Below are 25,885 nucleotides of genomic sequence, written 5' to 3' on the forward strand. Positions count from 1 at the left end.
AAAAGCACTTAAGATTTGTGGGAATTTACAATCTTAAGTGCTTTTTTCATTTTGCTATAGAAAATTTTATGTTAAGGGCCGGATAGAAGAAAAAGAGTGAATGTAGTTTATGTGAAATGTAACGTAAAGAGAGAAATGATTGTATGTATGGGTTATTCCGGAAAGGGACTAACTGTAATGGATTACATAAAGCATTAAATAAGTGGGAATTATATTCAAGTCTTTAATAAATGTCTTTCTTTAACGGTTACTTTCGTTTGGAAAACAATAAAAAGTCGAATTTCTTATTTAAGAAATTCGACTTTTTATGTTGAAACTGGATTAAAGGTTCGCTTTATTAAGATGTAGGGTAATACAGTGATAGCTATTAAATGTTAAACGTACCATAAAAATTTTGGAAATAAATTGAAGGGAAATGATAAAAGACTTGAGTCGGAGGTAGTGGAGGATAACTATGGCTATAAATGGTAGTACTACTTGGGTGTGCACCATGATGCCAAAATGAGGGGGTAACTTGACCGGGAATTTGATATTGTTGCCAAGTTGCGGGAAGTTCAATTCCTACATCGGAGCTAGCTGTATGAACTGCAGGAACATGTATCCCAGGAGTCGAAGGAACTACGGCAGTTACTCTTAATGATACCCACATAAAATATTCACTCCTAAGTTGTGTTAATAAATTAGTATATTCTTTTCACACGTATAAAGGTACATATATAGGACTTTCGTTTAAAACATGCGTACAAAGTCTTAAGACTAATGTAAGCTGATGGTGGACTATTTAATATGAAAAGATACGTCTATTTGCGGAGGGAAAAGAGATCAATAAAATGTACAATGAGGTTGTTAATCGTAATATTTTACGAGTGTATGGAGGTATTTTTATGGAACGATTATGGACGAAATCATTTATTAAAATGACTTTCGCAATGTTATTTTTATTTACAGGATTTTATTTACTTGTTCCAACGCTACCGCTCTTTATTAAAGAGATAGGTGGCAATGAATCGCAAGTTGGACTCATGATGGGGATGTTTACGATAGCTGCTGTAGTAATACGACCGATTATTGGAGGAATGCTAGATCAATATGGTAGAAGATCCTTTATTATTTTCGGACTTATCTTTTTTGGATTAACGATGTATTCCTATAATATAGCATCGACTATTGTCCTTTTAGCTGTTTTACGTGTTATTCACGGAGTAACATGGGCTGTTTCTACAACAGCTGTTGGAACAGCAATAACTGATATTATTCCAGATTCACGCCGTGGAGAAGGAATGGGCTGGTACGGGATGGCGATGACAATTGCAATGGCCATCGGACCTATGATTGGATTATGGGTTGTGCAAAATTATTCATTTAATGGTCTATTTTTATTAGCGACGTTGTTATCTTTTATGGCAGTCGTATTATCACTAATAACGAAGATGCCATTTACGCTACAAAAAGAAAAAGGAAAAATTCAGCTATTTGAGAAATCCGTATTAACAATCACGATTGTAGTATTCTTTTTATCGTTTGCATATGGAGGAATAACAACCTTTTTACCGTTATTTGCATCATCAATTCATGTAAATCCGGGAACTTTCTTTCTTGTATATGCAATTGCATTAACAATTGTAAGACCAATTTCAGGGAAACTATTAGATAAGTGTGGAGAAGTATTCATCATACTCCCAGCATTATGTATTACTATTTTAGCTATAGTTGTTTTAACTATTTCAAATGGTTTGATAGGTGTAATTATCGCAGCAACATTATACGGTATTGGATTTGGTTCAGCGCAGCCAGCTTTGCAAGCGGCAATGCTTACAATTGTCGATCCGAGTAAAAGAGGAGTTGCAAATGCTTCATTTTTTACAGCGTTTGATTTAGGAATCGGGTTAGGTGCTATTGTACTTGGAGTTGTTTCACAAATGTTTGGTTATCGTATTTTATTTTCAGGGAGTGCAATTTCAGCATTGATAGCCTTAATTATTTTCGTCTTCTTTGTAAAACAACGATTAGGAAAAAAAGAGTTTGTATAAACTGGAGGAATAAAGCTGGAAATTTCAATTGATCGTAAAGCTCTGCAATGGTTCCAGGAAGAATTACGTATAAAGCACGGTGAATCTGTACGTGTTACTGTAAGGTACGGAGGGGATAGTTCAATTCAGCCCGGATATTCTTTAGGGGTTGTTGCTGAGAAACCAGATGGAGAAATAGTGTCAGTTGAGAAGGAAGGTATTATATTTTTTGTAGATTGTGATGATCTTTGGTATTTTCAAAACTATGATTTATTTGTAAGTTATCATGAGGAAATGGAAGAAATTCAATTTAATTATGTAAAATAATAACTTTATTAAAAATGAATAAGTTTTATATAAAAATTATATTTAAGAGATAGTGAAATAAATATCATATAGTAACGAGCTGTATTTATGTATAGCTCGTTTTTTTTATTTCTCAAATAAAATTAGAATAATTGTATATTTGGCGGTGTTATATGAAAAATCTTTATATCTTGTTTTTTAAAATACGCAAAGAAGTCTATTCTTTCTTTATAAAACATAAGAATTATTTTCAAAAAATTGTATTGTTACAGTAAGAAAAGTGTAGGAAACTTATCATTATAAAATAAATTGAAATCTTCTAAAAACTCTGATACATTGAAGTAGAAATGTAGTTTCACAATATTGTAAAGGCTTACAGTTATGTGCACGAAGATCTATTAGGATTGGAGGAAATAATGATGAAAGCTGAAGAAAAATTTTCCCCGGGATTAGATGGTATAGTGGCAGCGGAGACGAAAATTTCGTTTCTTGACACAGTAAAAGGTGAAATTGTAATTCAAGGGTATGACTTAATCGAACTCTCAAAAACAAAAGAGTATTTAGACATTGTGCACCTTTTATTGGAGGAACACCTACCGAATGAAGATGAAAAAGCAACACTTGAAAAGAAACTAAAAGAAGAATATGCAGTACCAGAAGGTGTATTCAACGTACTAAAGGCATTGCCTAAAGAGACGCATCCCATGGATGGATTACGTACAGGTGTGTCAGCGTTAGCTGGTTACGATAATGATATCGAAAACCGCTCGTTAGAAGTGAATAAAAGCCGAGGGTACAAGCTGTTAAGTAAAGTGCCAAACATTGTAGCGAATAGCTATCATATTTTAAATAATGAGGAGCCAATTGAACCTCTTAAAGAATTATCTTATAGTGCGAATTTCTTCTATATGTTAACTGGTAAAAAACCAACTGAACTTGAGGAAAAGATCTTTGATCGTTCCCTTGTTTTATATAGTGAGCATGAAATGCCAAACTCTACATTTACAGCTCGCGTTATTGCATCAACACAATCAGATTTATACGGTGCTTTAACAGGTGCAGTTGCATCTTTAAAAGGAAGTTTACATGGCGGTGCAAATGAAGCGGTTATGTACATGCTTTTAGAAGCTGGTAATGTTGAGAAATTTGAAGAGTTATTACAGAAGAAACTATATAACAAAGAAAAAATTATGGGCTTTGGACACCGTGTTTATATGAAGAAGATGGATCCAAGAGCACTTATGATGAAGGAAGCTTTAAAACAGTTATGTGATGTAAAAGGTGATTATACACTATATGAAATGTGTGAAGCTGGAGAAAAGATTATGGAAAAAGAAAAAGGAATTTATCCAAATCTTGATTATTATGCAGCTCCAGTATATTGGATGCTAGGTATTCCAATTCAACTTTATACACCAATCTTCTTTAGCTCTAGAACAGTGGGGTTATGTGCGCACGTTATTGAGCAACATGCAAATAATCGTTTGTTCCGTCCACGTGTAAATTATATTGGCGAGCGACATGTACTTAGTAAATAAGAACAACTGGGGAGTTGTTAGCGCCGCCCGCCAGATGGGTGTTTGACCGACACCCATCATTAATAATAACGAATTTTCGACAGAAAGGGAAGGATAGCATGATTAAAACAAATGAAATTAAGCAAAAAGATGCATTATTAGAAGAGATTACCGATTATGTATTAAATAAAGAGGTTACTAGTGCAGAAGCATTCAGTACAGCTCGTTACGTATTACTTGATACACTTGGATGTGGAATTTTAGCACTGCAATATCCAGAATGTACGAAATTACTAGGACCAGTTGTGCCAGGAACAATCGTGCCAAATGGTACACGTGTACCAGGTACGTCTTATGTACTAGATCCAGTAAAAGGTGCATTTAATATCGGATGTATGATCCGTTGGTTAGACTATAACGATACTTGGCTTGCAGCAGAGTGGGGACATCCATCTGATAACCTAGGCGGAATTTTAGCGGTTGCAGATTATATTAGCCGTGTTCGTATTTCAGAAGGAAAAGAAGCTTTAAAAGTACGTGAAGTATTAGAAATGATGATTAAAGCACATGAGATTCAAGGCGTGCTCGCTTTAGAAAACAGCTTAAACAGAGTTGGTCTTGACCATGTATTATATGTAAAAGTAGCAACAACTGCAGTAGTTGCGAAAATGCTTGGCGGAACACGTGAAGAAATCTTTAATGCATTATCACATGCGTGGATTGATAATTCTAGTCTTCGTACATATCGTCATGCTCCAAATACGGGCTCACGTAAATCATGGGCTGCAGGTGACGCAACGAGCCGCGGTGTTCATCTTGCAATGACTGCTCTAAAAGGTGAAATGGGTTATCCAACGGCCCTATCTGCACCAGGATGGGGATTCCAAGATGTATTATTCAATAAACAGGAATTAAAATTAGCAAGACCACTAGAGTCATATGTAATGGAAAATGTATTATTTAAAGTGTCATATCCAGCAGAATTCCATGCACAAACGGCTGCAGAATGTGCAGTGAAGTTGCATCCGGAAATTAAAGAGAGATTAGATGAAATTGACCGTATTACAATTACAACTCATGAATCAGCAATTCGTATTATTGATAAAGAAGGTCCATTAAATAACCCAGCTGATCGTGATCATTGCTTACAATACATTACGGCAATTGGTTTATTAAAAGGAGATATCGTTGCAGACGATTATGAAGATGCAGTAGCAAACGATCCACGTGTAGATGAATTACGTAATAAGATGGTTGTTGTTGAAAACAAACAGTACAGTTTAGATTACCTTGACCCGAACAAGCGCTCAATCGCCAACGCTGTTCAAGTTCACTTTAAAGATGGCACAGTAACAGAAAATGTGGAATGTGAATATCCACTTGGTCACCGTTTCCGTAGAGACGAAGCAATCCCAAAAGTTGTTCAAAAGTTCACTGCAAATATGGCAGGTCATTATTCTAGTAAGCAACAAGAACAAATTCATGAAGTTTGTTTAAATGAAGAAAAACTAGAAAATATGAATGTAAACGAATTTGTAGATCTATTCTTAATTTAATAATAGGGGGAATTTAGAATGGCTTGGGTTGTGAAAAAGCAGTCAACACAAGAGGAGCTTGCGAATCGATTCCGAGCTTTAGTAGAAGCAAATGAAATTTTGCAAATTCCAGGTGCTCATGATGCAATGGCGGCTTTAGTTGCAAAAAATACAGGTTTTTCAGCTCTTTATTTATCCGGAGCTGCTTATACTGCAAGTAAAGGGTTACCAGATTTAGGTATCGTGACGTCTACTGAAGTGGCTGAGAGAGCAAGAGATTTAGTAAGAGCTACAGACTTACCTGTTCTTGTTGACATTGATACAGGATTTGGTGGTGTACTAAATGTAGCGAGAACAGCTGTAGAAATGATGGAAGCGAAAGTAGCAGCTGTCCAAATTGAAGATCAGCAATTACCAAAAAAATGTGGACATTTAAATGGTAAGAAACTTGTTACTACAGAAGAATTGGTTCAAAAAATTAAAGCAATTAAAGAAGTTGCACCGAGCTTATACATTGTAGCACGTACTGATGCTCGCGGCGTTGAAGGATTAGATGAAGCAATTGAAAGAGCAAATGCATATGTAAAAGCCGGTGCAGATGCAATTTTCCCTGAAGCGCTTCAATCAGAGGAAGAATTCCGTCTATTTAATAGTAAGGTAAATGCACCTTTACTTGCGAATATGACTGAATTCGGAAAAACTCCATATTATAGTGCAGAGGAATTTGCGAATATGGGCTTTCAAATGGTTATTTATCCTGTAACTTCACTTCGCGTTGCAGCGAAAGCGTATGAAAATGTGTTTACTTTGATTAAAGAAACAGGTTCTCAAAAAGATGCACTTTCTAATATGCAAACGAGAAGTGAATTATACGAAACAATTTCATATCATGACTTTGAAGAGTTAGATACTGGTATTGCAAAAACAGTATTATCAGAAGATCAATAGATAAAGCAGTGAAGGCGATGAAAATACATCTTTGGCAAAATAAAATGCTTGATGTGAAAAATCATCGCCTTCTATTTTCAAAAAAAGATATTCCACTCATCGTAGACGAGCATAAGCAAAAAGCTATGAAAGCCGAATGATAGGGGGATACATATGGAGAAAACGAAGTTACCATGGGATGAATTTTTTTCACTCAATAAAGATATAAATCATACTTACTTTACACCAGAAGATTTTTCAGGTGATGAAGATTTAATCGCAAAAACGACAGAACAATTCGTTAAACAAGAAATTGTTCCACAAATGGAGAATATTGAACAACATAACTATAAAGTTTCTCGTCAATTATTTGAGAAAGCTGGGGAACTTGGATTATTAGGCATTGAGGTACCAGAAGATTATGGCGGGTTCGAGTTAGGAAAGGCTGTCTCAGGTCTTGTAGCAGAGAAAATGGGTTACGCTGGTGCATTTAGCGTTTCATTTAATATACACGCTGGTGTCGGTACATTGCCTTACATATATTACGGAACGAAAGAACAGAAAGAAAAATATTTACCAAAAATCGCATCGGGAGAATGGATTGGGGCTTATGCTTTAACTGAGCCAAATGCTGGTTCGGATGCATTAAGTGCAAAAACGAGCGCAGTATTGAATGAAGAGGGAACAGCTTGGAAGTTAAATGGTGAGAAGCAATGGATTACAAATGCTCATATGGCAGATGTATACGTTGTTTTTGCGAAGACAAATAAAGGAATGACAGCATTTATTGTCGAAAGAACATGTGAAGGTGTATCCATTGGGTTAGAAGAAAAGAAAATGGGTATTAAAGGTTCTTCAACGGCGACTCTTATTTTAGAAGATGTTGTCATCCCTGTTGAAAATGTTTTAGGGGAAGTTGGGAAAGGGCATCACGTAGCTCTTAATATTCTTAACTTTGCTAGACTTAAACTTGCTTTTGGAAATATTGGAACAGCAAAACAAGCAATTGGTTTGTCGGTTCAATATGGAAAAGAGCGAAAACAGTTCCAAACGGAATTAGTAGACTTTACGATGATTCAAGAGAAAATTGCAAATATGATCATTGCTACATATGGAGCCGAAAGTGCAGCTTACCGTACAGCAGGTGTAATTGATGAAGCAATTCATGAGAGCGATGAAGATCTTATGAAAAAAATGTCTCAATTTGCAATTGAATGTGCACTAAATAAAGTAAATGCTTCTGAAACACTTGCTTATATTGTAGATGAAGCTGTACAAATTCATGGTGGTTACGGTTATATGCAAGAGTACGAGGTAGAACGATTGTATCGTGATGCTAGAATTAGTCGTATTTTTGAAGGAACGAACGAAATTAATAGATTAACAGTTGCCAAAATGTTAATGAAGCAAATCGAACAATTAGAAGATACTGAAGTAGAAAGTGATGTAGCAAATGTCGAAAGAAACCATCGTTACATTTTATTAGCGAAAAAATTGTTGAAACAATCTTTGAAAACGCTCTCTAAAACTCCAAGTCTAAAAATCGACCAAGAACAAGAATATTCACGTGTAATATCAAATATGTTGACGGACGTGTACGTCATGGAATCAGCGTTTTTACGTACGAGAAAAGCAGTAAGTAAAAATGGTGAGGAAAAAGAACGTACGAAGCAACAAATAACGGATGTTATTTGTGAAGAAGGATATCGTAAAGTAGAAGAAGCGGCGATTTCTGTACTTTCAGCGGCTGTCACAGAAGAAAAAGATAGACATGTGATTTTAGCTGAAATCCGTCAATTATTAGTACCTTTATACACGAACGTATTTATGAAGAAGAGAGAAATTGCGAAAGCTATTATAAATCGTGGGAAATATATTGTGTAAATAGGAGGAAAGCGATATGAAAAAGATTGGTTTTATCGGTTTAGGTAACATGGGTCTTCCGATGTCAAAAAATCTAGTTAAATCAGGTTACACGGTATATGGCGTGGACTTAAATAAAGAGGCAGAAGCGTCCTTTGAAAAAGAAGGCGGAATTATCGGTCTATCAATCTTAAAACTAGCAGAAACATGTGATGTAGTTTTTACAAGTTTACCTTCACCTCGTGCTGTTGAAGCGGTATATTTTGGAGCAGAAGGATTATTTGAAAATGGTCACTCGAATGTAGTTTTCATTGATACAAGTACGGTATCGCCGCAGTTAAACAAACAATTAGAGGAAGTTGCAAAGGAAAAGAAAGTAGACTTTTTAGCAGCACCTGTGAGTGGTGGAGTAATCGGAGCCGAAAACCGTACATTAACGTTTATGGTTGGTGGATCAAAAGAGGTATATGAGAAAACGGAATCTATCATGGGCGTACTAGGCGCGAACATTTTCCACGTTAGTGAGCAGATTGATAGTGGTACAACTGTTAAGTTAATTAATAACTTATTAATTGGTTTTTATACAGCTGGAGTGAGTGAAGCTTTAACATTAGCGAAAAAGAACAATATGGATTTAGATAAAATGTTTGATATTTTAAATGTAAGTTACGGTCAAAGTAGAATTTATGAACGTAATTTTAAAAGTTTTATAGCACCTGAAAACTACGAGCCAGGATTTACTGTGAACTTATTGAAGAAAGATTTAGGATTTGCAGTTGACTTAGCTAAGGAAAGCGAACTCCATTTACCGGTAAGCGAAATGTTATTAAACGTATATGACGAAGCTAGTCAAGCTGGATATGGTGAAAACGATATGGCTGCTTTATATAAGAAAGTTAGCGAGCAATTAATTTCTAATCAAAAATAAATTATACAAAGGAGAGAATACAATGATTACAACTGAAATTAAACGAGTAAAAAATCACATTAACGGTGAGTGGGTTGAATCGACAGGTACGGAAGTAGAAGCAGTTCCAAATCCAGCGACTGGAAAAATTATCGCTTACGTTCCACTATCTCCAAAAGAAGATGTTGAAAAAGCTGTTGAAGCGGCAAAAGCAGCATTTGAAACGTGGTCTAAAGTACCAGTTCCGAATCGTTCAAGAAATTTATATAAATATTTACAGCTATTACAAGAAAACAAAGATGAGCTTGCGAAAATCATTACGCTAGAGAATGGTAAGACGCTAACGGATGCAACAGGTGAAGTACAGCGTGGTATTGAAGCAGTGGAACTTGCAACATCGGCACCTAATTTAATGATGGGTCAAGCGCTGCCGAATATTGCTAGTGGAATTGATGGATCAATTTGGCGCTACCCAATCGGAGTTGTTGCTGGTATTACGCCGTTTAACTTCCCAATGATGATTCCGTTATGGATGTTCCCACTTGCAATTGCTTGCGGTAATACATTCGTATTAAAAACATCGGAAAGAACGCCACTTTTAGCGGAGCGACTTGTAGAATTATTCTATGAAGCAGGTTTCCCAAAAGGCGTATTAAATTTAGTACAAGGCGGAAAAGATGTTGTAAATAGCATTTTAGAAAATAAAGATATTCAAGCTGTTTCGTTCGTCGGTTCTGAGCCAGTAGCTCGTTACGTATATGAAACAGGTACGAAACACGGAAAACGTGTACAAGCGTTAGCGGGTGCAAAAAACCATGCGATTGTAATGCCAGATTGCAATCTTGAGAAAACAGTACAAGGTGTAATTGGATCTGCATTTGCAAGTAGTGGAGAGCGCTGCATGGCATGCTCAGTAGTAGCAGTAGTGGATGAAATTGCTGATGAATTCATTGATGTATTAGTAGCAGAAACGAAAAAATTAAAAGTAGGCGATGGCTTTAACGAAGATAACTATGTTGGACCATTAATTCGTGAATCTCATAAAGAGCGTGTTTTAGGCTATATTAGTAGTGGTGTAGCAGATGGGGCAACTTTATTAGTAGATGGCCGTAAAATTAATGAAGAAGTTGGAGAAGGTTATTTTGTAGGTGCGACAATCTTTGATGGCGTGAATCAAGAAATGAAAATTTGGCAAGATGAAATTTTTGCTCCAGTATTAAGCATTGTACGTGTTAAAGATTTAGAAGAAGGTATTAAACTAACAAATCAATCTAAATTTGCAAATGGTGCGGTTATTTATACGTCAAATGGTAAACATGCACAAACATTCCGTGATAACATCGATGCTGGTATGATTGGTGTAAATGTAAATGTTCCAGCACCAATGGCATTCTTCGCATTTGCAGGAAATAAAGCTTCATTCTTTGGTGATTTAGGTACAAATGGTACAGATGGCGTTCAATTCTATACACGTAAAAAAGTTGTAACTGAGCGCTGGTTTTAATAAAGAGTAGACTGTCAAATTAGTTGTGAAATGAAAAACACCACTATTAATAGTGGTGTTTTTCGTTTTTATCAATTACTTTTTTCAAAAGCTAGTTTAACACCAAATCCAATTAGGACGATTCCTGTTAGCCCTTGAATATAACGTTGCGTTTTCGGTTTTTTCATAAAAGCACTAATTTTATCAATTAAAAATATATAAAACGCAAACCAAAAGGCGGTTAAAACGAGGTAAGTAAGGCCCATTACAAGAAGTTGAATAAATGTATTATGATTTGGATTTAAAAATTGCGGTAAAAAAGTTAAAAAGAAGACTGCTATCTTAGGATTTAATAAATTCGTTAGAAATCCTTGGCGAAAGCAAGAAGTATGTTTGTTTTCATTATTTAAAGATATATCATTTGTATCTACGCCTTCTTTATTTCTTACTGCTAAAAGGGCTTTAATACCGATATATATTAAATAGAGAGCCCCAACGTACTTGAAAATAGAAAATAAAAGAGCTGACTTTACAATAAGTGCAGAAAGACCAATTACAGCAGCTAAAGTATGAATTAATAGCGCGATACATGTACCGAACACTGTTTTTACTCCACCGACTTTACCGGCAATCAATGTATTTTTCGTAGCCATTGCTGTATCTGGACCAGGTAAAATGATAAGACAAATAGACATAATGATGAAAAGAAGATAATTTTCTATCATAGCCGTCCCTCCTTTTTATTTTTAGAATATTTGATTAAAATTAGTGTAGCACAAAAGTGGATTTAATAAAATTAAATCTTATTAAAAATCATTAAATAAAAAGGCTATATAGTAGCTGTAATTACACTACTATATAGCCTCGATTTTATCCCGCTATTTGCGGGTAGTAAGATTTCCACCGCACAAGATTTAGCTGAAGCAAAGAAGTTAGGTGGGGGATGAACAAAACACCCACGCATTACAGTTTCATTTTATGCATTAAGTAAGTTAAAGAAACGATTCACATCTTCTTCTGAAACGTCACTTAACTGTTTATATTTATAGTTCGGATTTTGATCTTTATCAACGACAACGGAGCGTACTCCTTCGAAGAAATCTTCATGTCTCATGAAATTTTTAGCAAGTATAAGGTCCGTAGCGAAGCATTCTTCAACGGATTTATCTTGTCCATCAATAAACTGTTTTAAGGTTACTTTTAGTGAAATAGGGGATTTTGATAACAGTGTTTCTTTTGTTTTTAGAGCAAAGGAACTTTCATCTTTCTCCAATGAATGGATGATTTCTTCAATTGTATCGAAAGCAAAATGTGAATTGATTGCTTCTAATGAAGGAGTCAGCTCGCTTTCTAAGTTTGGAGCAGTTGCAAATGTACGAATAACTTCTTTTAAATTAGTATGTACATCATCTTCTTTATGCCAATTTACACTTTCAAGTTCAGTAAGAAACTCTGGTAATGAATCAGATGTCATAAAGTAATCAGCAGCATTAATAAATAATACGTCAGAAGCTTTTAAAATAGATGCTGTTAAAGCAACGAAGCGTCCTGTATATCCAGGTGCTTTATTTAAGAAATATGCAGCTCCGACGTCTGGGAAGAAGCCGATATTCATCTCTGGCATTGCCCATTTCGTACGCTCAGTTACAATGCGATACTTCGCACCATTTGTAAGACCGACACCACCGCCCATTACAATTCCATCTAAACAAGCAATAATCGGTTTTGTATATTGATAAATATATGTATCAATTTCATACTCTTCTTCAAAAAAACGTTCTGCATGTTGCAATGCCACTTCATTGGAACGCGCTGCATAAAGAGTTTTAATGTCGCCGCCTGCACAAAAACCTTTTGTGCCAGCACCTTTTAACACGATAAGTGCAATACGCTCATCGTGTTCCCACTCTTTAAGTTTTTGTCCGATAGGTTGTAACATGTCATAAGATAAAGAATTAAGTGCTTTTGGACGGTTTAAAGTAATTGTTGCAACGCCGTTTTCACTAATAGAAAATAAAACGTGTTCAGTCATAATGCATCCTCCCTTACATATCTTCTTATTCTTAATTCTTGATATGTACTGAAATGTCCTTTATAAATTTTGTCAAAAGTTGACGGTAAATATTAATTTGGTCACCGCATATTTTGACGAGTTATCTTTGCAGGATTTCAGAGACTAAGGGGGAATATTACAACATTACTGTAAGTGTAATTATTTGAAGTTATAATAATAAAAGCGCTATTATATAGGTGTGAATTGTTCATTATCAATTCTAAAAAGAGTGTTTGAAGAAAAAATGAATCGTACAATTGTAATAAAAAACTTTACACTGAATTAGAAATAGAGAAAGGAGAAATCGGAATGCCAGGACCTTTACTATTGTCGGTTATTATTTTGTCTTTTTTAATGATAGGAATAACGCAGTATTTTCATCATACAGATACGACAGAAGAAGTGAAGGATAAAGTACGTCTCGTATTTCCGATTTTTATAATATCTATTTCATTCTGTATTTTATTAAATAAAGATGGGTACATTGTCGCAGTGTTCTCATTTTTCGTCGCAATCGTTTTAATTACCGTTCTATATTATGTAATGAAAGACTTTATACAAAAATAAAGATGTCACAATAGACATTTTTATTTTGGGGAAAATATAAAATTTCACATACCGTATTTTATATAAAATACATAAAACATATAACAATAGAAAAGTGTGTACTTTGCTGTGTATGTACTTGTCAATCTTGCATAGCCACTATACTATTAAAATGTAGAGATTATAAAAAGGGGTTGTATCTATCATGAAATTTGAGATGCACACAAAAATTATTTCAAATGAAAAAGAAGTAAGATTACATATTGAAGAAAATATATTTCAATTAATATTGGATGGTTATCACTTATTTACAATTCAAGAAATATTGCCTTTATATAAATCAAATGAAGAAAGAATTGGAAGTGCAACGATATTGAAGCTAGAGTGGGAGAACGGAAAAACTACAATAAACTATCAACTCGTTTCACTAAAATCAGTAAATTAAAAGGAGTAGAAAAATATGAAGTTATTTCATACAGCGGATTGGCATTTAGGTAAGCTTGTTCATGGCGTGTATATGACTGAAGACCAAAAGATTGTATTAGATCAGTTTGTACAGGCGGTTGAAGAAGAAAAACCAGATGCCGTAATTATTGCAGGGGATTTATATGACCGAGCAATTCCACCTACAGAAGCAGTAGACTTATTAAATGATGTGCTGCAAAAAATAGTTATTGAATTACAAACACCAGTTATTGCAGTAGCTGGTAATCATGATAGTCCGGATCGTATCCATTTTGGAAGTGGTTTAATGAAAAAACAGGGATTACATATTGTAGGTCAATTTCAATTCCCGTATGAACCTGTCGTACTAAATGATGAATATGGAGAGGTTCACTTCCATCTAATACCGTATGCAGACCCAAGCATAGTTAGACACGTGTTGAAAAATGAAGACGTACGTTCTCATGATGATGCGATGCGCATTTTTATGAATGAGCTCTCTGAAACGATGGATAAAGAAGCTAGACATGTATTTGTTGGACATGCATTTATAACTTCTTTAGGAGAAGCGGAGGAGAATACAAGTGATGCAGAACGACCACTTTCAATTGGTGGTGCTGAATATGTAAATAGTCATTATTTTGATAAGTTTCATTACACAGCGCTTGGACATTTACATCAAGCGCATTTTGTACGTAATGAGACGATTCGATATTCTGGTTCACCACTTGCCTATTCTATTTCTGAAGAGAAACATAAAAAAGGTTATTACATTGTAGAAATGAATGAAACCGGTGAAGTAGCAATTGAAAAAAGGTTACTTTTACCACGTCGTAAAATGCGAACAGTAGAAGCGAAAATAGATGAATTATTACAGCACCCAGTAAGTGAAGATTACGTATTTGTAAAATTATTAGACGAAAATCCTGTCTTACAGCCAATGGAGAAAATACGATCTGTATATCCAAATGCAATGCACGTTGAAAGAGCGATGCAACGGCGAGAACTCACAGATACAAATGAAGTAACTGTTTCAAGACATAAAACGGATGATTTATGTCTTTTAAAGGCTTTCTATAAAGAAATGAAAGGGTTAGATTTATCAGAAGAGAAAGAACGCCTATTTATAGATGTATTACAAACAGTGCAAGAACGGGAAGGTGAACGAGGATGAGACCGATTCAGCTTATTATGACAGCATTCGGGCCATATAAACAGAAAGAAGTAATCGATTTTGAAGATCTTGGAGAACATCGTATTTTCGCTATTTCTGGGAATACGGGAGCTGGAAAAACAACGATTTTTGATGCGATTTGTTATGTATTATATGGTGAGGCTAGCGGAGAAGAACGTAGTGATACGAGCATGCTTCGAAGTCAATTTGCTGATGATAATGTTTATACAAGTGTTGAACTAACCTTTCAGTTAAAAGGGAAACGCTATGAAATAAAACGACAACTTGGACATAAAAAACAAGGGAATAAGACTATTACAGGACATGCAGTAGAATTATATGAAGTTATTGATGGAGAAAACGTTCCAGCCGTCGATCGTTTTCATGTAACAGACGTAAACAAAAAAATGGAAGATTTAATTGGGTTAAGTAAACATCAATTTAGCCAAATTGTTATGTTACCCCAAGGGGAATTCCGAAAACTATTAACATCTGAGACGGAAAACAAAGAAGAGATTTTACGTCGTATTTTTAAAACGGATCGTTATAAATTAATGCGTGAGTTACTTGATCAAAAGAGAAAACAATGGAAAGACGTCTTGCAAGAAAAACAAAAAGAGAGAGAGCTCTATTTCCGTAATGTTTTTAAATTACCAATCCGTGATGGAGCATTATTAGAGACATTAGTGGCACAAGAACATGTAAATACGCATCAAGTAGTAGAAGCGTTAGAACAAGAAACAACCGTGTATAAGGCAGAGGTTGAGCAATTACAAGTAGAACAAGATGTTCAAACGAAGCAATTAAAGGATGCAGAAACACGTTTTCATGCAGCAAAATCTGTAAATGAGAAATTTATAGATTTACAACAAAAGAATGAGAAATATAACACTTTACAAGAGAACCGTGCAGCAATTGAAGGGAAAGAAAAATCCTTTAAACGTGCGGAACAAGCAAAACGCTTATTACCATTTGAACAATGGTATGAAGAAGCGATGCAAAATGAGCAGAAAGCTGAAAGTTTGTTAAAACAGATAATCGTCAAACAAGAACAGATAATGAATAGTTTTGAGCTTGCTCAGGAGAAGTATGAAGTAGTAAAGAATAAAGAACTTGAACGAGAAGAGGCTAAAAAACTTGTTCAAAGATTAGAAGAGTTACAAGCGATCATTGAATCATTAGCTGAGAGAAAGCTGAATTTACAAAATGCCGAAATTCAAATAGGGAAATTAAAAGAAAGTATGCAAAAGTTGGATCAACAACTAGAAGAGCATACAAGTCAAAAACAGGGAATGTCTGATGAATTGCAGCAATTAGAACAAGCACTTGAGCAATATGTAGCTAAAGTAGAAGAACTAACCAATATGCGAGAAGATGCAAAAGTTTTAAAGCAAGCATATGATGTTTGGCAAGAAAAACAAAAATTTGAGCAAGAAAAAGAAGCGGCAAATAATAAAATGCAAGTGGCAGTTCGTGCGTATGAAAACATGGAGCGCCGCTGGTTAAGTGAACAAGCTGGTATACTAGCTCTTCATTTACATGATGGTGAATCTTGTCCGGTATGTGGTAGTACGAATCACCCACAAAAAGCTACAGAGCAAAGTAATGCGATCGATGAAAAAGAGTTAAACGATTTAAGAGATAAGAAGAACATTGCTGAAAAATTAAATGTGCAAGTAGAGGAGAAATGGAATTTTTATCGACTACAATATGAACAAGTGATAGAAGAAGTTGTGAAGCGCGGCTACAACTCGGAAAAATTAGCTGAAACATATAGTGCACTTGTTCAAAAAGGAAAACAATTAGCAGCAAACGTGAATACGTTAAAAGCAAGTGAAGAAACACGTAAGCAGATTGCTGTGAACATGAAAAGCGTAGAAGAAAAAATAGAAGAACTTCAGAAACAAAAACGGGAAGTAGAAACAATGCAGCACCGTACAGAAATGGAGTGCATGCAACTTCGTACGTCATATGAACATGATAAACGAAATATTCCAGAAAACTTACAAACAGTACAAGCTTGGAAAGCACAGTTGGACCAAGCTATGCAGGAACTTAGGTTAATGGAGGACGAATGGAAGAAAGTGCAGGAAGCGTATCAGCATTGGCAAAATGAAAATATACGTATTCAAGCTGAACAGAAAGGTGCTTCTAATCAATTTGAAAGTGCAAAATTGAAGAAAGAAGAAACTTTCGCACGCTTTATGAAAGAGCTAGAACAAAGCGGGTTTACAGATCAATTCACGTATAAAGAAGCCAAATTAAGCGATGCCCAGATGGAGATGTTACAAAAAGAAATTCAAGGTTATTATTCATCTCTCGAAGTGCTTGCAAAACAAATTGAAGAGTTAAACTCAGAATTAAAAGATAAAGAGTATATGGATATTACATCTTTAGGTGAACACATAAAAGAACTAGAAATTAATCTCGATATAATTAAAGAAAAACGTCAACGTGCGCAAAATGCGGTAACATATATTTCTGATTTACATGAAAACATTAGACGTATTGACGAACAAATTCACGATGAAGAGAAAGCTTTCCAAGAACTTGTTGATCTATATGAAGTAATGAAAGGTGATAACGAAAGTCGTATATCATTTGAACGTTACATCCTAATTGAGTATTTAGAACAAATTGTTCAAATCGCAAACGAACGACTACGTAAATTATCAAATGGACAATTTTATTTAAAACGAAGTGAGCGAGTTGAAAAAAGAAACCGTCAAAGTGGATTAGGATTAGATGTGTACGATGCATACACTGGCCAAACACGTGATGTAAAAACATTATCTGGCGGAGAGAAATTTAACGCATCACTTTGCTTAGCGCTAGGAATGGCAGATGTAATTCAAGCATATGAAGGTGGTATTTCCATCGAAACGATGTTCATCGATGAAGGGTTCGGTTCATTAGATGAAGAATCATTAACGAAAGCAGTAGATGCCTTAATTGACTTACAAAAATCAGGCCGATTTATCGGTGTCATTTCACACGTACAAGAGCTGAAAAACGCAATGCCGGCTGTATTAGAAGTAACGAAGCAGAAGGATGGGTGTAGTCAGACTAGGTTTGTGGTGAAGTAAGCCTAGAAAATGGAGTAGGGAACCTACCGATACTTTTAGTGTCATATGTATGAATAATAAAACGTCGTCTCTTCATTGGAGACGACGTTTTATTTTATAAAATATCTATGAATTATCTGTAGAAGGCGGCGTATTCTCTAAACGATTATAAGTTTTAAAGGCTGAAATTGCCGAGATAACTCCGCCTACTAAAAATAAAGCGGATCCTCCAACTAAGATGATACGACTGACATATGTTTCCCGTGCTTCTTCGACTTCTTCTTGTAACGCTGTAGGCATATGAATTCCCCTTTATAAAAGTTGTTTTATAAATAGTATATACAAACGCCTAAAATGTGTTAAAATAACTGATGATTTTATGCAGTGGGTAATTAGATGAGTAGGATGCGAGTGGCTAAATAAATCTTCATCACAAATTTATGCGAACTTCACATAGAGCACATATTAACATTGTATTATGTATATGTACCAAATAAATAAATAAAGTGAATGTAAGTTCTGTTTTCAAAAATTTAAAATCCTTTTATTTCTATATGAAAGTTTTAATTAAGGGTTTTAAAAAATTTGGAAATAGATCTTATGAATATGGAATTCATATAAAAGGGGAATGTCTTATGACAACATATACGAGTGAAATGAGAAAAACTTTAGTTTCAGAAGAAGATGTAGATATTTTAAAAATTATGGCGCATCCAATCCGCCTGCAAATTGTAAATGAATTAAGTACGAGAAAAACTTGTAATGTAACACAATTAACAGAGTTACTGAATATTCCGCAATCTACTGTTTCACAACATTTATCAAAAATGAAGGGTAAAGTGTTACGAGCAGAGAGAAGAGGTTTAGAAATTTATTATCATATTAACAATTTAAAAGCGAGTAAGATTGTTAATGTTTTAGGGTATATAAACTAGTGAAATATTTTTATATAAAATGGCCCCTGCTGTTGAGCAGGGGCTATTTTGTGTTGTTTTATGTATTTGTATTTAAAACTTTATAGTTTTTATGATTTACAATTGTTCGATCAAATTCAAAAGTACCACCGCTTACATTTGTAATTTCAACTAAGACCGATTCAGTATAAAGTTTTAGTACAGATCCTGTAATCTTTAAATTGTTTCGTTGAAAAAGTATAGTATCCCCTACGTTTGCTTTCATAGTACCTCCTTAAAGACAGAAATATTTTTTATTATATATATTAAACCACGGATAGATATATTAGTGAATATTTAGTTTTATTTATTGGAAAAAAATTTGTGATTTTATAAAAAATAAGGTACATCGAAGTATAAAAATTTTTTCTACTTGTAAAGGGAAATTTTAATTTAGCAATTGTATAACATGAGACATAATTTTTATAAAAGAAGATGATAAAACAGTTGTAAGTTGTATTGAAGCTAAACATTATAAAAGCTACTTATGTATTTAATCAGTAGTTTTTTGTATTTCGTCCTTCGTTTTCTGTAACTGATTCCATGTTTTTGACGCTCTATCTTGTAAGTGCTTACATAGGCGGAAACATCTTATACAATGAAGGTGTTAAATCAAAAGAGGTGACCAAAATGAACATAAAAAAAGTAAATTTAGCGAATAGCATTGAAATAGAAAGAGGAGGCGGAAAGGTATGAAAAAATCAACTGTTAATCCATGGTTTGTTGTTCTTGGCACAGTTATAGTACAGATGGGGCTTGGAACGATATATACATGGAGTTTATTCAATCAGCCTTTAGTTAGTAAATATGGTTGGAGTCTTAACGCTGTTGCGATAACTTTCTCAATTACTAGTCTTTCTTTAGCATTTTCAACTTTATTTGCGAGTAAATTGCAAGAAAAATGGGGACTTCGTAAACTTATTATGATAGCTGGATTAGCATTAGGACTAGGATTAATACTTAGTTCACAAGCGTCCTCATTAATATTGCTTTATGTACTAGCAGGAGTTGTTGTAGGTTATGCAGATGGTACAGCATATATCACTTCACTATCAAATTTAATAAAGTGGTTTCCGGAGCGTAAAGGTTTAATTGCTGGTATTTCTGTCTCTGCATATGGTTCAGGTAGCTTAATTTTTAAATATGTTAATGCACAGTTGATTGAATCAGTTGGTGTATCGCAAGCATTTATATACTGGGGTTTAATTGTTACAGCTATGATTGTAATTGGTGCTTGTTTAATCCATCAAGCCGCAGATCAAGGAGCAGTTCATGAAACAAAAACTAAGGAATACACAACGAAAGAAATGTTAGGCACAAAACAAGTATACTTATTATTTATAATGTTATTTACATCATGTATGAGTGGCTTATACTTAATTGGTATGGTAAAAGACATTGGTGTTCAACTTGTGGGACTTAGCGCAGCAACAGCAGCTAATGCGGTGGCTATGGTTGCAATCTTTAATACATTAGGTCGTATTATTTTAGGACCGTTATCGGATAAAATTGGTCGTTTAAAAATCGTTACTGGTACTTTTGTTGTTATGGCGAGTTCAGTTTTAGTTCTAAGTTTTGTAGATTTAAATTATGGTATTTACTTCGTATGTGTAGCAAGTGTAGCGTTTTGCTTTGGTGGAAATATCACTATTTTCCCAGCTATTGTTGGTGATTTCTTCGGTATGAAAAACCATAGTAAGAACTATGGAATTGTGTATCAAGGATTTGGATTTGGGGCGCTTGCAGGTTCCTTTATCGGTGCACTTCTGGGTGGATTCAAACCAACATTCATGGTGATTGGTGTATTATGTGTCGTGTCATTCATTATCGCAATTTTAATTCAAGCACCTAAACATAAAAAAGAACAAGAAGAAGAGTATCGCAGCGTAGCATAAGTATATAAATCTTCTATAACACTATGATTACGAAAAAGCATCCTATTCTATTAATTAGGATGCTTTTTTTATGAGTTATTTTAACAAGGTTAAATTACTTTTTGGATTTTTATAGATGTAAAAGTGAGTGAAGTACTTATTTGGATTATATTGGAATATAATAAATTAATACATCGCATTCGAAATATATATCAAATCTTAAATAATAAAGAAGACATTCATTAGTATTTGCAAGATTTGTTTTCAGAAAAATATTGAGAAAATATATACTTGAGTTTTTCATAAAGCGTTGTTAATGAACGTAGCTCTAGTTTATCTTCTTCAATTTTAAAAAGAGGAGTTTGAATTTTATTTATAATATAAGTACTTTTAATGCGTTTACATATGATTTTATTAAGAAACATTAAAATACTTTATCTGAAAAATAAAAAAAGATTGACAAGTTTATTGAGAAACATTATCATTTCGGTGTAAGATAGTAAATGAAAAACATTATCAATAAAATAGATTTTAAAGTAATGCGCACTTGACCAATTAGTTTAGTAAGTGTATTATTTTTTACAACGCTGATGATAATGAAAATCAATATCATTATTATTGGTGTTACTTAATGAAATTAATGTTTATGTGAAAGGATAGAGAAAATGAACTTAGGGGAATTTGATGGGAAAACAGTTTTAGTAACAGGTGCAGCACAAGGCATAGGCAGTGTCGTTGCCAAAATGTTTTTAGAAAGAGGAGCCACAGTTATTGCGGTTGATCAAAATGAAGAGGGGTTAAATGTACTCTTAAATCAAAATGAATTAAATAAAACACGTATGAAAACGTTTCGTTTAGATGTGAGTGATAGCACTGCTGTTGAAGACATTGTAAATCATATTGCAAATGAAATAGCGCCAATAGATATTTTAGTAAACGTTGCAGGGGTTTTACGTATGGGAGCAATTCATTCGTTAAGTGATGAAGATTGGAATAAAACATTCTCTGTAAATACTACAGGGGTTTTCAATATGTCCCGAGCGGTAAGTAAAAATATGATGTTAAGAAAATCAGGGGCAATTGTTACAGTCGGTTCAAATGCGGCAAATACGCCGAGAATGGAGATGGCTGCGTATGCTGCGTCAAAGGCTGCAACAACGATGTTTATGAAGTGTTTAGGATTAGAGCTTGCAGCATACAATATACGCTGCAACTTAGTTTCTCCAGGTTCTACTGAAACTGAGATGCAAAGATTACTATGGGCTGATGAGAATGGAGCTAAAAATATAATTGCTGGTTCTCAAAATACATATAGACTCGGAATTCCATTACAAAAAATTGCACAACCTTCAGAAGTTGCTGAAGCAGTGTTATTTTTAGCTTCAGATAGAGCAAGTCATATTACAATGCACAATTTATGTGTCGATGGCGGTGCTACGTTAGGAGTTTAATAAAAAATCAGGAGGTTATTATATTATGAGTGAACATACAGCTGTAAAGGAATTGTCAGAAAAACTTTTAGAAGATTATAAGACTGAATCTTCGTTCTTTTTTGCTTCACCAACTCGAACGATATTAGCAGAAGGAGAGTTTACTACAGTAAAGCATCGTGAAATTGAAAGTTTCCCAGAGCTTGTGCAAGCGACATTAAGTAATGCGAAACAAGCTGGAAATCCAAATCCTATTGTTATGGGTGCTTTGCCATTTGATCGTAGAAAAGAAGTCCAACTTATCGTACCAGAATATAGTAGAATTTCTGAGCGTTTACAATTGGATACAACCAATCAGCTTGAAACAAATGAGAACGTAACATTTGAAATGACGCCAGTACCAGAACCTGAAGTTTATATGAATGGTGTGAAGCAAGGAATTAAAAAAATACAGGACGGTGATTTGAAGAAAATCGTTCTATCTAGATCGTTAGATGTTAAATCTTCCGAAAAGATTGATAAGCAAAAACTTCTGCGAGAATTAGCAGAGCATAATAAGCATGGTTATACATTTGCTGTGAATTTACCGAAAGGTGAAAAAGAGAACAGTAAGACGCTAATTGGAGCAAGCCCTGAATTACTTGTTTCACGTAATGGTATGCAAGTTATTTCTAACCCGTTAGCTGGTTCGAGGCCACGTAGTGAGGACCCAGTAGAAGATGAAAGAAGAGCAGAGGAATTACTTTCTTCTCCAAAAGATTTACATGAACATGCGGTAGTAGTTGAAGCGGTTGCCGCTGCACTTCGTCCGTATTGTCATACATTACATGTTCCAGAAAAGCCATCAGTTATTCATAGTGAAGCGATGTGGCATTTGTCTACAGAAGTGAAAGGTGAACTTAAGGATCCAAATACTTCTTCTTTACAATTAGCAATTGCCCTTCATCCTACGCCAGCAGTTTGCGGAACTCCGATGGAAAAGGCAAGAGAGGCTATACAGTATATTGAGCCATTTGACCGCGAGTTCTTTACAGGAATGCTAGGATGGAGCGATTTAAATGGAGATGGAGAATGGATTGTTACAATTCGTTGTGCTGAAGTACAAGAAAATACACTTCGTTTATATGCAGGAGCTGGAGTTGTTGCTGAGTCAAAACCAGAAGATGAGTTAGCAGAAACATCAGCTAAGTTCCAAACAATGTTAAAAGCTTTAGGATTAAGAGATAGTTCACTTAATGAAAAATAGGGGGAAGAAAGAATGCTAGTAGGTTATAGGGAATGGCCAAAAGAATTTGCCGATCGTTATCGAGAAGAAGGGTGTTGGCTTGGTGAAACATTTGGAGGAGTGTTAAGAGAGCGAGCTGAGAAATATGGAGATCAAATCGCGGTTGTAAGCGGTAAGACGCATGTAACGTACAGTGAACTTGATAAAAAGGTAGATCGTTTAGCAGCAGGTTTACTGAATTTAGGAATAAAGAAAGAGGACAGAGTTGTAATCCAGTTACCTAACATTATCGAGTTTTTCGAAATATGTTTTGCACTATTTCGAATTGGAGCGCTTCCTGTCTTTGCACTGCCTTCACATCGAAGTAGTGAAATTAGTTATTTTTGTGAGTTTGGTGAGGCGAGCGCTTACGTTATTTCAGATAAGGCCCTCGGTTTTGATTATCGAAAACTAGCAAGAGAAGTGAAAGAGAAAGTGCCAACTTTACAACATGTAATTGTAGTGGGAGAAGAGGAAGAGTTTGTGAACATAAATGATCTGTATATAGATCCTATCTCATTGCCAGAAGTTCAGCCCAGTGATGTTGCATTTCTCCAATTATCAGGAGGGACAACAGGTCTTTCTAAATTAATTCCTAGAACACATGATGACTATATTTATAGTTTACGTGTTAGCGCTGAAATTTGTAATTTGAATGCAGAAAGCGTCTATATGACAGTTCTTCCAGTAGCACACAATTATCCAATGAGTTCTCCAGGAACATTTGGAACTTTCTATGCGGGTGGAAAAGTGGTATTGGCAACTGGTGGTAGCCCAGATGAGGCATTTGCTCTTATCGAAGAAGAAAAAGTTACAATTACAGCGCTCGTTCCGCCATTAGCAATGATTTGGCTTGATGCTGCATCTTCTCGTAATGCCGATTTATCGAGCCTAGAGGTTATTCAAGTAGGTGGTGCTAAGTTTAGTGCTGAGGTTGCAAAACGTATACGCCCTACATTTGGATGTACGTTACAGCAAGTATTCGGTATGGCGGAAGGATTAGTGAACTATACAAGATTAGACGATCCGGAAGAAATTATTATTCATACACAAGGTAGACCAATGTCTGCACACGATGAAGTACGAGTTGTTGATGAAAATGACAACGATGTAAAACCTGGCGAAGTAGGTAGTTTATTAACACGAGGTCCATATACAATTCGTGGTTACTATAAAGCCGAAGAGCATAATGCACGATCATTTACAAAGGATGGATTTTATCGCACAGGAGATCTTGTAAAAGTAAATGAACAAGGATACATCATTGTAGAAGGAAGAGATAAAGATCAAATTAACCGTGGTGGTGAGAAAGTTGCTGCGGAAGAAGTTGAAAATCATCTATTAGCACACGATGCGGTTCATGACGTAGCAATTGTATCTATGCCTGACGATTATTTAGGTGAACGCACCTGTGCTTTTGTTATAGCTCGCGGACAAGTTCCAACTGTAAGTGAATTAAAAATGTTTTTAAGAGAACGTGGTATAGCGGCTTATAAAATTCCAGATCGAATTGAATTTATTGAATCATTCCCGCAAACAGGAGTCGGAAAAGTCAGCAAAAAAGAACTACGTAAAGTCATTGCTGAAAAACTTATTACAGTAAAACAATAATAAAAACCGGAAGGAAGTGATTAGATGGCTATCCCATCTATTTCAGTATATAAAATGCCAATTGAATCAGAACTACCAAAAAATAAAGTGAATTGGACACCAGATCCGAAACGTGCAGTACTTTTAATTCATGACATGCAAGAATATTTTCTTGATGCATATAGCGATAAAGAATCACCAAAAGTAGAACTTATTTCAAATATTAAAATGATAAGAGAAAAATGTAAGGAACTTGGTATACCAGTTGTTTATACAGCACAACCTGGTGGGCAAACGTTAGAACAACGAGGTTTATTACAAGACTTTTGGGGTGACGGTATTCCTGCTGGACCGGATAAAAAGAAAATTGTTGATGAACTTACTCCTGATGAAGATGATATATTCCTAACAAAATGGAGATATAGTGCATTTAAAAAGACAAATCTATTAGAAATTTTAAATGAACGAGGAAGAGATCAACTTATTATTTGCGGTATTTATGCGCATATTGGCTGTCTTTTAACAGCTTGTGAAGCATTTATGGATGGTATAGAGCCCTTCTTTGTAGCAGATGCAGTTGCTGATTTTTCACTAGAGCATCATAAACAAGCATTGGAGTATGCATCTAATAGATGTGCAGTAACGACATCAACAAACCTACTGTTAAACGATTTGCAAAGTGTAAAAGGTGATGAGAGTGAAGGAATCACTATACAGGAAGTGCATGAACTAGTTGCACAACTACTTCGTGAGCCAATAGAAAGTATTGATTTTGATGAGGACTTATTAAATAGAGGACTTGATTCGGTCAGAATTATGAGTTTAGTAGAGAAGTGGCGTCGTGAAGGGAAAGAAATCACTTTTGCAGATTTAGCAGAACATCCAACTGTTGCAGGTTGGTACAGTTTACTATCTTCACAAACAGCACAGGTGCTGTAACAAATA

At 34.9% G+C, this 25,885-nt stretch carries 24 protein-coding genes; 19 read left to right on the top strand and 5 right to left on the bottom strand.

Features of this window, described 5'->3' with window-relative positions:
• Window positions 1-367: 367 nt before the first annotated feature.
• Window positions 368-649 carry a hypothetical protein gene (locus tag BCG9842_RS10965; RefSeq protein ID WP_000270162.1) on the bottom strand — a complete coding sequence of 94 codons (282 nt, stop codon included), beginning with the start codon at window positions 647-649 and terminating at the stop codon, window positions 368-370.
• Window positions 650-884: 235 nt separating this feature from the next.
• Here BCG9842_RS10965 and BCG9842_RS10970 point away from each other — a divergent pair, with 235 nt between their 5' ends.
• The 9 genes from BCG9842_RS10970 (at window position 885) to BCG9842_RS11005 (ending at window position 10,568) form a co-directional block, all read left to right on the top strand.
• Entirely contained in the window at window positions 885-2,030 is a 1,146-nt protein-coding gene (locus tag BCG9842_RS10970) for an MFS transporter (RefSeq protein ID WP_000440639.1), read from the top strand.
• Between the two features lie 15 nt (window positions 2,031-2,045).
• Window positions 2,046-2,336 carry a HesB/YadR/YfhF family protein gene (locus BCG9842_RS10975; RefSeq protein ID WP_025989028.1) on the top strand — a complete coding sequence of 97 codons (291 nt, stop codon included), beginning with the start codon at window positions 2,046-2,048 and terminating at the stop codon, window positions 2,334-2,336.
• Window positions 2,337-2,731: 395 nt separating this feature from the next.
• Window positions 2,732-3,853 carry a citrate synthase gene (mmgD, locus tag BCG9842_RS10980; RefSeq protein WP_001987369.1) on the top strand — a complete coding sequence of 374 codons (1,122 nt, stop codon included), beginning with the start codon at window positions 2,732-2,734 and terminating at the stop codon, window positions 3,851-3,853.
• A 98-nt stretch (window positions 3,854-3,951) separates the two neighbouring features.
• Window positions 3,952-5,388, top strand: coding sequence for a 2-methylcitrate dehydratase (gene prpD / locus BCG9842_RS10985; protein WP_000598123.1), 1,437 nt, complete (start codon window positions 3,952-3,954; stop codon window positions 5,386-5,388).
• Window positions 5,389-5,406: 18 nt separating this feature from the next.
• A complete protein-coding gene (gene prpB, locus BCG9842_RS10990; protein WP_000312638.1) occupies window positions 5,407-6,315 on the top strand; it encodes a methylisocitrate lyase in 909 nt (302 codons plus the stop codon).
• Window positions 6,316-6,332: 17 nt separating this feature from the next.
• Complete coding sequence (locus BCG9842_RS31795; protein ID WP_000690878.1) at window positions 6,333-6,455, top strand: hypothetical protein; 123 nt, start codon at window positions 6,333-6,335, stop codon at window positions 6,453-6,455.
• A gap of 13 nt (window positions 6,456-6,468) precedes the next feature.
• The gene (locus BCG9842_RS10995) at window positions 6,469-8,178 is read left to right on the top strand and encodes an acyl-CoA dehydrogenase family protein (protein WP_000416004.1); all 1,710 of its coding nucleotides are present in this window, start codon (window positions 6,469-6,471) and stop codon (window positions 8,176-8,178) included.
• A gap of 16 nt (window positions 8,179-8,194) precedes the next feature.
• Entirely contained in the window at window positions 8,195-9,085 is an 891-nt protein-coding gene (locus BCG9842_RS11000) for an NAD(P)-dependent oxidoreductase (protein ID WP_000719404.1), read from the top strand.
• 22 nt (window positions 9,086-9,107) lie between these two features.
• Complete coding sequence (locus tag BCG9842_RS11005; RefSeq protein ID WP_000633340.1) at window positions 9,108-10,568, top strand: CoA-acylating methylmalonate-semialdehyde dehydrogenase; 1,461 nt, start codon at window positions 9,108-9,110, stop codon at window positions 10,566-10,568.
• Window positions 10,569-10,639: 71 nt separating this feature from the next.
• Here BCG9842_RS11005 and BCG9842_RS11010 read toward each other — a convergent pair whose 3' ends face one another.
• Both BCG9842_RS11010 and BCG9842_RS11015 read right to left on the bottom strand, forming a co-directional pair.
• Window positions 10,640-11,272, bottom strand: coding sequence for a LysE family translocator (locus BCG9842_RS11010; RefSeq protein ID WP_000572346.1), 633 nt, complete (start codon window positions 11,270-11,272; stop codon window positions 10,640-10,642).
• A 251-nt stretch (window positions 11,273-11,523) separates the two neighbouring features.
• Window positions 11,524-12,579 (bottom strand): enoyl-CoA hydratase/isomerase family protein, encoded by a 1,056-nt coding sequence (locus BCG9842_RS11015; protein ID WP_000134893.1) that lies wholly within the window; start codon window positions 12,577-12,579, stop codon window positions 11,524-11,526.
• A 330-nt stretch (window positions 12,580-12,909) separates the two neighbouring features.
• Between BCG9842_RS11015 and BCG9842_RS11020 the strand changes: the two genes are divergently transcribed.
• The 4 genes from BCG9842_RS11020 (at window position 12,910) to BCG9842_RS11035 (ending at window position 17,850) form a co-directional block, all read left to right on the top strand.
• Complete coding sequence (locus BCG9842_RS11020) at window positions 12,910-13,167, top strand: hypothetical protein (RefSeq protein ID WP_001119404.1); 258 nt, start codon at window positions 12,910-12,912, stop codon at window positions 13,165-13,167.
• 184 nt (window positions 13,168-13,351) lie between these two features.
• Window positions 13,352-13,591, top strand: a complete 240-nt coding sequence (locus BCG9842_RS11025) for a DUF2584 family protein (RefSeq protein ID WP_000667344.1) — start codon at window positions 13,352-13,354, stop codon at window positions 13,589-13,591.
• Window positions 13,592-13,606: 15 nt separating this feature from the next.
• Complete coding sequence (locus tag BCG9842_RS11030) at window positions 13,607-14,764, top strand: exonuclease SbcCD subunit D (protein ID WP_000765154.1); 1,158 nt, start codon at window positions 13,607-13,609, stop codon at window positions 14,762-14,764.
• Entirely contained in the window at window positions 14,761-17,850 is a 3,090-nt protein-coding gene (locus tag BCG9842_RS11035) for an AAA family ATPase (protein WP_001247458.1), read from the top strand. The genes BCG9842_RS11030 and BCG9842_RS11035 overlap by 4 nt, the downstream gene beginning before the upstream one ends.
• Before the next feature lie 105 nt (window positions 17,851-17,955).
• Here the strand turns inward: BCG9842_RS11035 and BCG9842_RS31295 are convergent, their stop codons facing one another.
• Window positions 17,956-18,129, bottom strand: coding sequence for a hypothetical protein (locus tag BCG9842_RS31295; RefSeq protein ID WP_001141667.1), 174 nt, complete (start codon window positions 18,127-18,129; stop codon window positions 17,956-17,958).
• Window positions 18,130-18,464: 335 nt separating this feature from the next.
• On the opposite strand from BCG9842_RS31295, the gene BCG9842_RS11045 reads away from it, so the two are divergent.
• Window positions 18,465-18,764, top strand: coding sequence for an ArsR/SmtB family transcription factor (locus BCG9842_RS11045; protein ID WP_000214801.1), 300 nt, complete (start codon window positions 18,465-18,467; stop codon window positions 18,762-18,764).
• 58 nt (window positions 18,765-18,822) lie between these two features.
• Here BCG9842_RS11045 and BCG9842_RS11050 read toward each other — a convergent pair whose 3' ends face one another.
• Window positions 18,823-19,008, bottom strand: coding sequence for a YkvS family protein (locus BCG9842_RS11050; RefSeq protein WP_000646793.1), 186 nt, complete (start codon window positions 19,006-19,008; stop codon window positions 18,823-18,825).
• 466 nt (window positions 19,009-19,474) lie between these two features.
• Here BCG9842_RS11050 and BCG9842_RS11055 point away from each other — a divergent pair, with 466 nt between their 5' ends.
• From BCG9842_RS11055 to BCG9842_RS11075, 5 genes are all read left to right on the top strand, one after another.
• A complete protein-coding gene (locus BCG9842_RS11055; protein ID WP_000750108.1) occupies window positions 19,475-20,677 on the top strand; it encodes an L-lactate MFS transporter in 1,203 nt (400 codons plus the stop codon).
• A 644-nt stretch (window positions 20,678-21,321) separates the two neighbouring features.
• The gene (gene dhbA, locus BCG9842_RS11060) at window positions 21,322-22,107 is read left to right on the top strand and encodes a 2,3-dihydro-2,3-dihydroxybenzoate dehydrogenase (protein ID WP_001048427.1); all 786 of its coding nucleotides are present in this window, start codon (window positions 21,322-21,324) and stop codon (window positions 22,105-22,107) included.
• Window positions 22,108-22,132: 25 nt separating this feature from the next.
• Window positions 22,133-23,332, top strand: a complete 1,200-nt coding sequence (gene dhbC, locus BCG9842_RS11065; RefSeq protein ID WP_001289295.1) for an isochorismate synthase DhbC — start codon at window positions 22,133-22,135, stop codon at window positions 23,330-23,332.
• A gap of 12 nt (window positions 23,333-23,344) precedes the next feature.
• On the top strand, window positions 23,345-24,961 hold the full coding sequence (locus tag BCG9842_RS11070) for a (2,3-dihydroxybenzoyl)adenylate synthase (RefSeq protein WP_000960109.1): 1,617 nt from the start codon (window positions 23,345-23,347) through the stop codon (window positions 24,959-24,961).
• Window positions 24,962-24,985: 24 nt separating this feature from the next.
• Window positions 24,986-25,879, top strand: a complete 894-nt coding sequence (locus BCG9842_RS11075; RefSeq protein ID WP_001007264.1) for an isochorismatase family protein — start codon at window positions 24,986-24,988, stop codon at window positions 25,877-25,879.
• Window positions 25,880-25,885: the final 6 nt, after the last annotated feature.

Source organism: Bacillus cereus G9842 (genome assembly GCF_000021305.1).
GTDB classification, from domain to species: Bacteria; Bacillota; Bacilli; order Bacillales; family Bacillaceae_G; genus Bacillus_A; species Bacillus_A thuringiensis_S.